The 10,565-nt window shown below is 57.4% G+C and carries 14 protein-coding genes; 3 read left to right on the top strand and 11 right to left on the bottom strand.

The features are described 5' to 3' along the window. Positions 1–110 precede the first annotated feature (110 nt). Positions 111–1,004 (bottom strand): transglutaminase-like domain-containing protein, encoded by an 894-nt coding sequence (locus tag RXV90_RS25370; protein ID WP_316653152.1) that lies wholly within the window; start codon positions 1,002–1,004, stop codon positions 111–113. Positions 1,005–1,614: 610 nt separating this feature from the next. Next, positions 1,615–1,791 carry a hypothetical protein gene (locus RXV90_RS25365; RefSeq protein WP_316653150.1) on the bottom strand — a complete coding sequence of 59 codons (177 nt, stop codon included), beginning with the start codon at positions 1,789–1,791 and terminating at the stop codon, positions 1,615–1,617. Positions 1,792–2,164: 373 nt separating this feature from the next. Between RXV90_RS25365 and RXV90_RS25360 the strand changes: the two genes are divergently transcribed. Beyond that, positions 2,165–3,358 (top strand): MFS transporter, encoded by a 1,194-nt coding sequence (locus tag RXV90_RS25360; protein WP_316653148.1) that lies wholly within the window; start codon positions 2,165–2,167, stop codon positions 3,356–3,358. An 89-nt stretch (positions 3,359–3,447) separates the two neighbouring features. Here the strand turns inward: RXV90_RS25360 and RXV90_RS25355 are convergent, their stop codons facing one another. The 9 genes from RXV90_RS25355 to RXV90_RS25315 all read right to left on the bottom strand — a co-directional run bounded on the left by RXV90_RS25355 (position 3,448) and on the right by RXV90_RS25315 (position 8,986). After that, the gene (locus RXV90_RS25355) at positions 3,448–4,314 is read right to left on the bottom strand and encodes a transglutaminase family protein (RefSeq protein ID WP_316653147.1); all 867 of its coding nucleotides are present in this window, start codon (positions 4,312–4,314) and stop codon (positions 3,448–3,450) included. A gap of 100 nt (positions 4,315–4,414) precedes the next feature. Beyond that, a complete protein-coding gene (locus RXV90_RS25350) occupies positions 4,415–4,723 on the bottom strand; it encodes a hypothetical protein (RefSeq protein ID WP_316653146.1) in 309 nt (102 codons plus the stop codon). 19 nt (positions 4,724–4,742) lie between these two features. Continuing rightward, positions 4,743–5,762, bottom strand: coding sequence for a protease modulator HflC (gene hflC / locus RXV90_RS25345; protein WP_316653145.1), 1,020 nt, complete (start codon positions 5,760–5,762; stop codon positions 4,743–4,745). After that, entirely contained in the window at positions 5,759–6,826 is a 1,068-nt protein-coding gene (gene hflK, locus RXV90_RS25340) for an FtsH protease activity modulator HflK (RefSeq protein WP_316653144.1), read from the bottom strand. The genes hflC and hflK overlap by 4 nt, the downstream gene beginning before the upstream one ends. 80 nt (positions 6,827–6,906) lie before the next feature. Continuing rightward, positions 6,907–7,398 (bottom strand): hypothetical protein, encoded by a 492-nt coding sequence (locus tag RXV90_RS25335; protein ID WP_316653143.1) that lies wholly within the window; start codon positions 7,396–7,398, stop codon positions 6,907–6,909. Positions 7,399–7,473: 75 nt separating this feature from the next. Beyond that, positions 7,474–7,629, bottom strand: a complete 156-nt coding sequence (locus RXV90_RS25330; protein ID WP_316653142.1) for a hypothetical protein — start codon at positions 7,627–7,629, stop codon at positions 7,474–7,476. A gap of 189 nt (positions 7,630–7,818) precedes the next feature. Further along, on the bottom strand, positions 7,819–8,292 hold the full coding sequence (locus RXV90_RS25325; protein ID WP_316653140.1) for a hypothetical protein: 474 nt from the start codon (positions 8,290–8,292) through the stop codon (positions 7,819–7,821). Continuing rightward, positions 8,289–8,675 carry a hypothetical protein gene (locus tag RXV90_RS25320; RefSeq protein ID WP_316653138.1) on the bottom strand — a complete coding sequence of 129 codons (387 nt, stop codon included), beginning with the start codon at positions 8,673–8,675 and terminating at the stop codon, positions 8,289–8,291. The genes RXV90_RS25325 and RXV90_RS25320 overlap by 4 nt, the downstream gene beginning before the upstream one ends. Then, positions 8,672–8,986, bottom strand: coding sequence for a hypothetical protein (locus RXV90_RS25315; protein WP_316653136.1), 315 nt, complete (start codon positions 8,984–8,986; stop codon positions 8,672–8,674). The genes RXV90_RS25320 and RXV90_RS25315 overlap by 4 nt, the downstream gene beginning before the upstream one ends. A 284-nt stretch (positions 8,987–9,270) precedes the next feature. On the opposite strand from RXV90_RS25315, the gene RXV90_RS25310 reads away from it, so the two are divergent. Together RXV90_RS25310 and RXV90_RS25305 are read left to right on the top strand one after the other, a co-directional pair. Beyond that, complete coding sequence (locus RXV90_RS25310; RefSeq protein WP_316653134.1) at positions 9,271–9,696, top strand: hypothetical protein; 426 nt, start codon at positions 9,271–9,273, stop codon at positions 9,694–9,696. Beyond that, positions 9,693–10,106, top strand: coding sequence for a hypothetical protein (locus RXV90_RS25305; RefSeq protein WP_316653132.1), 414 nt, complete (start codon positions 9,693–9,695; stop codon positions 10,104–10,106). Before RXV90_RS25310 ends, RXV90_RS25305 begins: the two co-directional genes overlap by 4 nt. The last annotated feature ends 459 nt before the right edge of the window (positions 10,107–10,565 follow it).

Genomic DNA, 10,565 nt, shown 5'->3' with positions numbered 1-10,565 from the left:
CCAGACCTCCCTTGCCTCGGGAGAAGTGAATCAGGAGCTAAAGCCTCACTCAAGCCGAGTTTTTCAACACAATCAGCCCGAAGCGGACATCTATCGAGCGCTCAATGTTGTCATGCGACCCGCGCAGATGAAGGGAACACCAATGGTTCGGCCTTCGGTCGTGATTGCATCAGCCGATGCAGTTCTGATGCACCCTGATTGACTCCGATTTCATCTGTCCAAACGGCGAAGTATTTCAGATCATGCTCGCCAAAGGATGTGATCATGGCGACATCGGCTGCATCAGCGCCTCGCACCATCACTATCCGACCTTTTCGTGGTTGGTTGTGGCGAGCATCGAATGTGTACCATTGATCGCCCAGATAAACCTCGAACCACGCACTGAAATCACCGGGTCCGGAGTATGGAACACCGATGTCGCCGAGATAGCCACTGGCATAGCGTGCGGGAATATTCATCGCGCGACAGAGCGAAATTGCGAGATGAGCGAAATCGCGGCAGACGCCTGACTTTTCGCGAAAGGTCTCCGACGCAGTCTTGTTCGCACGCCCGAACTGGTAGCCGAAGGTAACATTCGCATGGACATAGTCAGTGATAGCCTGAACTCGCCGCCCGCCCTCCGGTACCTCTTTGAAAAGTTGCCATGCGTCATTAATCAAGTTGTCGCTGTCACAGTATCGGCTTGCGACAAGAAACTGCAGAACCTCGTCCGGAAGATCCGGTATTGGGATTTGTCTGGCCGAAAGGTCCTGAAAATCGAAGGCATCATTGGCGTCTATGAGGCCGTCGGACCTTATCGCAAGCTGGCCACCCGGTGCGACAAGACGGGTTATCCTGTTTCCGAAACGATCCAAGTAAGTGTTCGTTGGGAGCTCATCTGAAAATTGGATCTCACGCTCAAAGACGATGTCGTCGGCAAGCTCAGGACGGGTGGAAAGCGCCAGCAACATCGGGACGGGCTCTGCGGTCTCAATTTCAATCTCGAATCCAAATCTGATCAGCATTCCCCTCTCCTCTGTTCTGACAACTTGGCAGGCAGACAGCGTGACAATTGCAGGAAGTCCTTCCTGCTAGACAAAGAGTTCAATCTGAACTGTTGCTTGTGTGTCAGCGATGACTCCTTCTCGCCACGCGGGCGTGCGGGTCTGACGGCTAACCATCGAGCTTCAGTTTTTCCGTAAACTGTTCATCTGAGCGAATTCATCAGATATCGGCTCTCATCCCTGCGCTGCCCCAACGCCGGCTAAACCCGCGGTACAGTTTATCTGCGCGGTCTGTCGTGCCTGCAACCAATCGGGAAGCAGGCGAGCGGTCTTCGCTCACCCGCATGTAGGCCTATTTGCTTTTCTTCTCGCCTAGAGAGACTGGTCTTGCCGCGCCGGAATTGGCCGTTGCCAGCGTCTTAGGCTTCTCCTGCTTTGGCTTCTTTACTTCCCTGTTTCCGCGTCTCTTGTTGCCTTTTCCCATCTCGACCTCACAGATTGAGCTACCACGCCGGCGACACGCCGGACGGGCCGGTTCTCAGTAAATTCATAGTTGCCTGAACAGTGTCAGGCGATGACTTTGATGAGTGGTGCATGGAGGCCGTGTCAGGACACTTTTGCTTCAGGCTTATCAGGCGAAGCCGTCTTCGAAGGCGGCATTGCCGTCCGCTTCCAACTGTTTCGCGAGGGCCGGGGCTTGCCCGGTTTTTTGAGAAACTCTTTCAAATCCAACTGCTTCTTGGGGGACGAATAGCCCATTAGTTGTCCTTTCGCGATGGTGATTGCGAAAATCGATCGTGATGGCCAAGTAACCAGCCTGAGCGGTTTGGCGAAAGGCGCGATTTCCGAAAAAACGATGAGCGATTGGCCTTCGAGACAGTCGCATCAATCAGGTCCGGCGGCTCCGTCCCTTGTTTTTTTATATGGTTAGGACAGACCAATTTTTCAATAGACCGGCCGGATTAGGCATACCTCTTGCGCAGGTTGCATGAACAACAATTTTGTCCGCCTCATGGGCATTGGCCTCAAATTCACGAGTGTCCGGACTTGGTGAAAGCGTCCCTTCGCAGCGGAAGCATTTGAGTGGCTACCGTCTTTATAGAGATGCACTTTCCCGCCATCCGGCGCCAAATCGAGAGCTTACACTGGAGCCCATGCCCGCAGCGGGATAGATGCGCTTCATGAACCTCGCCGCGTTGAAATCGCGCGATTTCCGAATCTATCTGATCGGGAATGTTTTCGCGCTGAATGCGTTGTGGATGCAGCGCCTGACAGTCGGCTGGCTTGCCTGGGACATGACCACATCGGCCAGCTTTGTCGGTCTGGTGGCGTTCGTGAATTTCTCACCCACCATGTTCGCTGGTCCGTTCTTCGGAGTGCTCGTAGATCGTGTCAGGACCCGTCACGCTGCGATGGTCACGCAGAGCGCTCTATGCTTTTGGGCGCTGGTGCTGTTTGCCAGCCACTCGCTTGGTCTGCTTGGACCCTTCGTTCTGGTAGTCATTTCAGGGTTGCTCGGTATAGCAATGGCCGCGCATCATCCGATCCGGATGTCCTTGGCGCCGCGACTTGTCGAGGAAGACGACGTGGCGTCCGTCGTCAGTCTGGCGGCGATCAATTTCAACCTCGCCCGCCTGACTGGACCCGCTTTGGGCGGCTGGGTCATCGCCACCGGCGGCGTCGGCGTTTCACTCGTCACGCAGGCGGCCTTCTATCTTCCGTTCATATTCGCTCTCACGCTCTTGCGCCCACGCCGGCGAAACCGGTCGAGTGCCGCGGCATCGCCATTCCTGAAGGATCTGGCGATCGGGATAAAACACGTCATGCAGAGCGCGCTCATACGCCGCGCGATCCTCGTTACGGGCGTCGCGGCGTTCGTTTCACGGGGCGTATTGGAAATCCTGCCGGTTATTGCCGATGGCGTTTTCGTCAGGGGCGCGACGGGGCTTGGTATGCTGACCGCCGTTGCGGGGCTTGGTGCCTTGGCCGCCGGACTCGCGACCACCGTGATGCCCCGGCATACCAAACGCCGGTTGCCACGCGCGGCGCTTCTTTCAGCGCTGGCTGGTCTCGGCCTTGTCCCGTTGATCGGTTATTCGGAGGTTTGGCCCCTCACGCTGACGCTGGTGGCATGTCTTGGCTTTGCTGCAACCATGACCGGCATCTTGATGCAAACCACGATCCAGATTGAATTGGCCGACGAGCTGCGCGGCCGCGTGATGAGCCTGTGGATTCTGGTGAGCATTGGCTCGACGGCTACCGGTGCGATGATCCTTGGAGGCTTAGCAGACCTTGTAGGGCTTTCCGCGGGCCTTGGGCTTTCCGGCGGGTTGGGGTTCATGATTTTGGCTGTCTTTGTCCGCCGCGTTTGGTAGCTCGCACGATCACGTGACTGTCGCGTGCAATATCGGGAAGCAACAGTGAAGGATTTAAGGATGTTTAGCTAACGGAAGTCTTTCATTACCTATTCGGCCCGCACAGTAACTTGGACGTTCATTTCAATAAGGTCCGTATTAGTTCCGTGGAAGTTTCCCGTGACAGGGGCAACTTGTCCGATGCGACGGCCGACTGCGACGGCGATGAGATTACCCGATCCTACTGCCCGGTTCGTTGGATCAAATGCAATCCAGCCGGCACCTGGAACGAAGACTTCAACCCAAGCATGGGTGGAGCCGGCCCCCTCAGAGCCCGTCAGATTATCCGAAGGGTCGTAGAGATAACCTGACACGAGCCTTGCACCGAAACCAAGTGTTCTGGCGGCCTCTGCAAAAAGAACCGCGAAGTCACGGCAGGATCCCCAGCCTCGGTCCAAGGTATCCAGCGGACCCTGCGTGCCTTCGACCTCCCGGGACTGATAAGCAACCTGCGCGGAAACCCCGTTCGAGACATCCTTAAGCAGCGACAGCGTGTCGGTCGGGCGCTGCATGACGAAACCTTCAACCCAGACCAGCAGGCGGTTGTAAGGATCAGAGTACTGCGGTCGAGCAAGGGCACCAAGATCCGTCCAGTCATCGTCGGAATAGAGGAAAGGGTACGATGCTGCCGAAGCGGCGATATCAAAGACCGGCCAGACTGGCGCGCTGAGCTCGAGAACTGCTTCGCTCTTGATTTGCAGGAGATTACCGGCTGTTGCGATATCGGCAGTGGCGACCGAATTGCCCGCCACATCATGCGCCCAAGTTATGGTCGCACTTGGCGTGACGTCGACTGCAAACGAGATCAAACGAAGATCTTGGGTCTCGCGGGGGCGCAACATCAATCTATGCCGGCCCAAGCTTACCGGGTTCCGATATCGGTAGGTCGTCTCGTGCGTAACGGCTAGTGCTACCAAGTCAGCTCCAGAAGCGCGCGGCAACGAAGACAAAGACGATTTTGGGGCACGTCCCTGAGTGCACGCAATGGCAGTCTAACCTTGTCTGCATGTTCAGTCATTATTCCGTACCCTCCTCTTCGATCAGCCGCGCAAGATCACCGAGCGCGCGCTCTATCAGGTCCTGTCGCCTGGCATCCCGGGCCTCCGCGGTTTCGGCGTAGCGCCGGATCAGATACTGCGCCTTGATCGCCGCCTCATGCCAATTCGTGGCAGGTTCCGCGAGGAGCTGCACTTCGAGTTCTTCCTGGCGCAAGCGAAGCGCTCTCTGATCGGCTTCGAAATCCTTCAGGGAATGCCGCCGGATTTCGGTTGCAACCCTGCCTTCAGCGCTTCGCCTTGCGTCGAGATCGACTGGATCATCGGTCATGGCTGTATCTTTCCTTCCATCAGCGTTCGACCACATCCCTGGTCCCGAGGAATGGCGGAAGCCCGCTCTCGCCCGGCGCTTCGGCCTCCATGCGTCTCAAGTATGTGAAGAGATCGCTGTCGGTTGTGAGAACCAGCGTCGTTCCCCCAGAGATCATTTCCTTGTAGGCCTGCAAGGTGCGCGTGAACCCGTAGAATTCGGCCGCCTCGGGACTGATGTTGTAGGCACTCGCATAAATGTCCGCCGCCGATGCGTCGGCCACGCCGCGGATTTCCTCCACTTCACGATACGCTTCTGACTGGATCTTGTTCAGATCGCGCACGCGGTTGCCGCGGATACGGGCAGCTTCACCATTGCCTTCGGACAGAAAGCGTTCGGCGATCTGGCGGCGCTCGGAGATCATGCGGTCGTAGATCTTCGGACGAACACTTTCATTGTAGTTGATCCGCTTGAAGCGGATATCGAGAAGCTCGATCCCAAAGACGCGGACCTTCTCGGCGGCGGCCGCAAAGATTTCCTGCTCCACCAGGACCCGTCCCTTCTGGATGGGAACCAGCGCGCCGATGTCCTGCGCGCGTTCCTCATCCGTCAGAAGCGTATCCCGCAGGGGGACCCGGTCCTTCGTTGTTCGAATGATCTCGATCAGCTCGTGCTTGGCGACGGCATTGCGGGTCTCGCTGCCGAGTATGTCGTCGAGACGTGATTGCGCGCTGCGTTCGTCGCGCAGGCGCAGGAAATACTGCAGAGGATCGGTGATCTTCCAGCGGGCGAACAGGTCGACAGATATATAAAGTTTATCCTTGGTCGGCATGTCGGACGGATTGCCGTCCCACTCGAGAACCCGGCGGTCGATCCGGTTGACCTCCTGAATGAAAGGGAGCTTCACCTTGAGGCCGGCTGTGGTAACCGGATCTCCCACGGGTTTACCGAATTGGGTTATGATGGCCTGTTCGACCTCACCCACCGTATAGACAGCCCCCGAGACCGTCACGACGGCCGCAACGACGATCCCTCCAATAATTGTCCATCTCATCCTCATGGCTGTACCCCCTGTTGCCTGTCGAGGTTTAGAAGCGGCAGGATGCTTGAGGTTGAGCCGTCGACGATGATCTTCGATCCGATGCCGGGCAGAACGTCCTGAAGCGTCTCGATGTATATCCGCCTCCTCGTAACTTCCGGCGCCTTCAGGTATTCGGCCAGAAGCGCAGTGAACCGTGCCGCGTCGCCTTCGGCCTCGTTAACGCGCTTCAGGCGATAGCCGTCGGCCTCGCGGATGCGCTGATCTTTTTCGCCTTCTGCCAGAGGGATGACCTTGTTGTATTCGCGGCGCGCCTCATTGATCAGCCGCTCCTTCTCCTGCTGCGCCTGATTCACCTCATTGAATGAGGCCTGAACGGGTCCAGGCGGGTTGATGTTTTTCAGCTGCACCTGGTCGATGCTGATGCCCATGGCATATTTCGTGGTAAGCGCCTGCATCTTCAAAAGCGCTTCACTCTCGATCTCTTGACGACCGATTGTGATGACCTCATCCACGGTGCGGTCGCCGACCACCTCGCGCATCACAGACTCGGAAACGTACCGGAGTGTTGCGCCCGGCTGGCGTACTTCAAAGAGGAAGTTCAGTGGCTCGGAAATTCGGTATTGCACCACCCATTCGACAAGAGCAGCGTTCAGATCGCCGGTCACCATCTCGGTTTCGCGGCGGCCGTCGATCGGGCTCTGGAATGGATCACTCGCGCCCGGGGTCGTGAACCCGAATTCCTGCTTCAATTGTCGCTTCACGGGAACGAGCGTGGCCACGTCGATGCCGAGCGGGATCTTGAAGTGAAGTCCTGGCGGAACCTCGGCAGTGTATTTGCCAAACCTCTGGACAACGGCGACCGAGTCGCTTGGAACGGTGTAGTAGGACGACCAGGCTGCAACTGCGACAAAAGCGATCGCACCCGCCAGCGCAATGCTTTTCAAAGGTGGCGGCCCGCCAAGTACCAGATCGCCCAGGCGTTCGCGGCCTTGGCGAAGGATAGCATCGATTTCTGGTGGACCGCGCTCTTGTTTGGCCTTCCAAGGGCCCTGATCTTCGGGGCCGCCGTTATGATTGGTCATGCCATTTCCCTTCTTTTCGCCTTGGGCCCAGTCCGCTGCGATTGGATTGCGTCCTCCTGAAGCAAATACGTTGGCGCAGCTCAGTTCGGCCGCGTCGGCATTCCTTCGTTTTCGGCTGCCTGGATCGACGAAACCTCCCTTGGGCTTTCGCTTTCAGGGACCGACCTCATCTTTTCGGAGCCAGCCCCAGGCTGTCGCGAGCCCGAATAGAAATGTCTGAGCTGAACTTCGGACACGCCGTCGGCCTCCATAACGAGGCGCACCATTGGGTCAGCCAGCATTTTGTCGATAAAGAAATCGGACAAAGCGCTACCCGTAAGCTTGTCCTTAGCGCGTGCCAGGTCCAGGTCGACAAGCGAAACGTTAAGGATCCTTGCCAGTCCCGGATGTGATACTCTGGGATGAAGCTTTACAAGCACAGAAGCTTTCCAACCTTCGGGATCACGGTGGTCCGGCGGCGAAACCAGCTCGGTTTCTATCTCGTACTCTCCAGCCGGAAGTGTCTCGTCGAAGTCTGGAACGGTGAACGGCCGGGCGAAAACGACCACGGTCTTTTCGGTCAGGTCTTCCATGAGCTTGGTCCTCTCTCGCGGTGGTGCGCGTGGTCCGCGCGCCTTTCCGAAAAGAGGCGCGTGTAACGCGAAGTTTCAGGGCTCATTGCATTTCGACTCCCAGTCCTCGATGGCGGCCTTGGACTCGTGCTCCTCGGCCGTGGACTTCTCGTTGGCAGGGGTCTTCGCTGTCTCCGAAGGCTTCGGCTTCAGTGCGGCCGCAGCCCTGGCGGTCAGGTCCTTGAAGGACATGTCATCAATCCTTTGATTGGCCGACGCCAATTCCCTGTCCACTCCGGACCGGGATCCTTGCCATCGGTAGTAGTTATATGGGTACTCGCGAGCCGATTTACGATGGAGCGCCTAGAAAGAACTCAAGGCCGGGCGAGTTCGTCGGTCCAGAATTTGAAACCCGCAAGTGCGTCAATTGTAAGCGGTTGGTCATAATCGGGACAGCTTCATCAAGGCCATAGCCGCAAGAGCGTGCTCCTTCTGGTGGTAGTCGCCGCGAAACTTGCCATCGACCTTCACCTCCCAGATGCCGTTTCTTTCATTCAACTGAACCCGGTCTCGACGCGCGGGTCGCCCTTGAAGAGGGACCGCTAGACCCTGGTCCTTCGGCAAGCCGGGTGGCTCATAGGTCACTTTCGGCTCCTTCAGCTGAGGCGCTCGCGCTTCTCCAAGAAGCATCACGGCGCGGATGAACTCTTCCGCGTAATCATCGGTTTCGCGGTGATCGTGTTCGTGTCGCGCCATGCTCATAGGTTCGACGAACCGTTTCCGGAGGTGATCCACGAAACGCGGTTCCGTGCGCGCCATGAAGGCGATCAGGGATTGAAGCACCTTTTCATGGGCGAGCACACGCCGCTCGAGATCGGTGGTCTCCGGGAAAGCAATCGGCGCTGCGCGGCTCATCCTTCGTCAACCGTATTTTCCGGGCGTTCCGGCAAGTTGTCGACGTCAAGGGCTGCGAGACAGGCTTGTGCAATATCCCGGTTCGGAGCATCGGTTCCGGGCACCGTAGACCATCCAGCGTCCATCAGGGCATCGCGCCGCTGATAGATCGAGGCGGCCCGTATCTTTGCCAGCTTGCTTGTTCGCTCGGGATCAGTCTTGGCCATGTCAAGACAGACTGGCACCATAGATGCGACGACGTCGTCGCGGGACATCGCCATCGCCCTGTCATTGGCGGTTCCTCCGGTTACCCAGCCACCCCAGGAGAATCCGACGACGCCGACGAGAACGGCGCCGATCATGGCACCATAGATGCCAGGTTTGAGCCATTCGGGAGTATTCATTTCAAGTCCTCCTGCGGAGAAAGCGCCGCATCGCTGTGATTATTCCTCGTGGTCACGGCCTGATCCCGGCTCAGCACGTCTCTCAGTTCGCTCTCAGCTATCGCGTGCAGTTCCATCCAACCCGCCCGGCCGCCTTTTCCGGAAAAGGTCATATAGGTGGCCTTTGTCTGATAGTTTTCGGAACCGTACCCGCCCATAAGTTCCTCCTGAATTAAGACCTCGTAGGTCCCGGCAGGCAGTTCATCCGAAAAACCGGTCAGTCGGAACGGGTGCAAGAAGGTTACCGTGTAACTGGATGAACGCATGTTCATCTCTGGCCTCCGTGATGTTGGCAGGTCAGTCGCTTGCGGCTGCTTGCTACCTCCCAGGATCTGGGTCTGCGCAGTCGAACGATTTTTCCTCTTTTACATCAGGCTCGACGGCCGTGCGCTTACGCAGGTTAGTCCCGGCGATCTGAATTCAGGCCGCGAAGAGAGTGGCGGCGGACAATTAAACAGGTCGTAGGACTGACCTGCGTAAGGGCACGAGGAGTGGCTAGCGTCTATCTTTGAACTTTGCGGGAGATCTGCGCTCCCGAAATCAAGGAAAGAATTCGATGACCGGAACCAAGTCTCTCAATCTGCAACCACCAGAGTTCGAGCGATTTCTCCATGCGACTATCGGAGAGGACCAGAATGGATATGCCGTGACTGTCCTTTCGATGCTGGCACGGCTAGGTCTTGATCCCTGGAACGAGACAGCCGACCTTGTCACGATTGGGCGCGAGTCAGCGGGTGCGCGGCTTGGGAGTCTGCTTTCGAGGTTCCGTGATGTTCCCACGCTCGGGAGCGATCACGGTAGGGTTGCGCGGGAGTTGATCCTGCTTTTGCCAGAAAGCACACCGGCCCAAACCTTTCAGCGGGCGGCCTCCACTGTTGCCGATGGTCGCTTAGGCTCAAGCGGCGCAATTTGGACGATACTGGCGATCATCTTCGTGATGTTTCAGATGTTCATTGTTGGCGGATCCGGGTCGGGCCAATGACCGTTTCTACGCAGAACGTCAGGACATCGGATCACGCCGCGCACAAGACAGGTAACCTATCGCCCGGAGAGCAGCAGGTTCTCTGGGACATGGAGGGACACTTCTGGACAAGCGGCGCGGACCATGCACGCACAACCACCGCGACCAACGCGGTCATGATTTTCCCCTATCCGCCCGGCATCCTTCAGGGTGACCAGATCTGGAGCCACCTTCGGGAGAACACTGGCTGGCGTTCTGTGGTCATGGCTGCACGGCGAGCGACGCGGTGTGGTGAAATCGCAATACTGACCTACTGTGTCTCCGCGGAGAAACCCGATTTGCCAATTTACAAGGCACTTTGCGCCTCCACCTACCTTCATGATGCAGACAGATGGCTGAGAATCTCCCACCAGCAAACTCCTCTTGATTGAGACCAGCGTTTCGCGGGCATCCCTAGGAAGTTTCGGCAGAACGCGAGTGTTGTCCAACAACCGGAACAGTTGTCCCAACCCGACTGTCGTTCAAATCGACCTGGTTCAGGTGCCCAGACTAACCTGCGTCAGTGCGGGAGGGACCAAAAAGTGGCTAGATGAGCTGTGCCCGCCGAATATTTGGCGGCGCTTCATTTCCGAGTAGCCGAGAAGCGTGAGGGTGTGCTGGTACCCAATACCCTGGCAGGCCAGCACGCTTCTTATTCCCGGAACGTCCAGGAAAGGACAACTCCAATGACACCCCAAGAGACCAAGACCGCCGATAAGATGAAATCCGTCAAAGCGACCTGGGACAAGGCTCCCGCCGGTCCGAAGAAGGATACGGCCCTGAAGCACTATCGGGCCGCTGAGAAGGCGCATGAAGCACATGACGACGCCTTGACGAACAAAGAACTGAAC

This window comes from Ovoidimarina sediminis, assembly GCF_032586175.1.
GTDB classification, from domain to species: Bacteria; Pseudomonadota; Alphaproteobacteria; order Rhodobacterales; family Rhodobacteraceae; genus Ovoidimarina; species Ovoidimarina sediminis.
This window is presented reverse-complemented; position numbering and strand designations above follow the sequence as displayed.

Excerpts from the sequence above, each read along its gene's own strand:
- RXV90_RS25360 (WP_316653148.1), top strand. The coding sequence starts at position 2,165 with ATGAACCTCGCCGCGTTGAAATCGCGCGATTTCCGAATCTATCTGATC.
- hflK (WP_316653144.1), bottom strand. The coding sequence starts at position 6,826 with ATGACCAATCATAACGGCGGCCCCGAAGATCAGGGCCCTTGGAAGGCC.
- RXV90_RS25320 (WP_316653138.1), bottom strand. The coding sequence starts at position 8,675 with ATGAATACTCCCGAATGGCTCAAACCTGGCATCTATGGTGCCATGATC.
- RXV90_RS25315 (WP_316653136.1), bottom strand. The coding sequence starts at position 8,986 with ATGAACATGCGTTCATCCAGTTACACGGTAACCTTCTTGCACCCGTTC.
- RXV90_RS25310 (WP_316653134.1), top strand. The coding sequence starts at position 9,271 with ATGACCGGAACCAAGTCTCTCAATCTGCAACCACCAGAGTTCGAGCGA.
- RXV90_RS25305 (WP_316653132.1), top strand. The coding sequence starts at position 9,693 with ATGACCGTTTCTACGCAGAACGTCAGGACATCGGATCACGCCGCGCAC.
- RXV90_RS25330 (WP_316653142.1), bottom strand. The coding sequence starts at position 7,629 with ATGTCCTTCAAGGACCTGACCGCCAGGGCTGCGGCCGCACTGAAGCCG.
- RXV90_RS25350 (WP_316653146.1), bottom strand. The coding sequence starts at position 4,723 with ATGACCGATGATCCAGTCGATCTCGACGCAAGGCGAAGCGCTGAAGGC.
- RXV90_RS25370 (WP_316653152.1), bottom strand. The coding sequence starts at position 1,004 with ATGCTGATCAGATTTGGATTCGAGATTGAAATTGAGACCGCAGAGCCC.
- RXV90_RS25325 (WP_316653140.1), bottom strand. The coding sequence starts at position 8,292 with ATGAGCCGCGCAGCGCCGATTGCTTTCCCGGAGACCACCGATCTCGAG.
- RXV90_RS25335 (WP_316653143.1), bottom strand. The coding sequence starts at position 7,398 with ATGGAAGACCTGACCGAAAAGACCGTGGTCGTTTTCGCCCGGCCGTTC.
- hflC (WP_316653145.1), bottom strand. The coding sequence starts at position 5,762 with ATGAGGATGAGATGGACAATTATTGGAGGGATCGTCGTTGCGGCCGTC.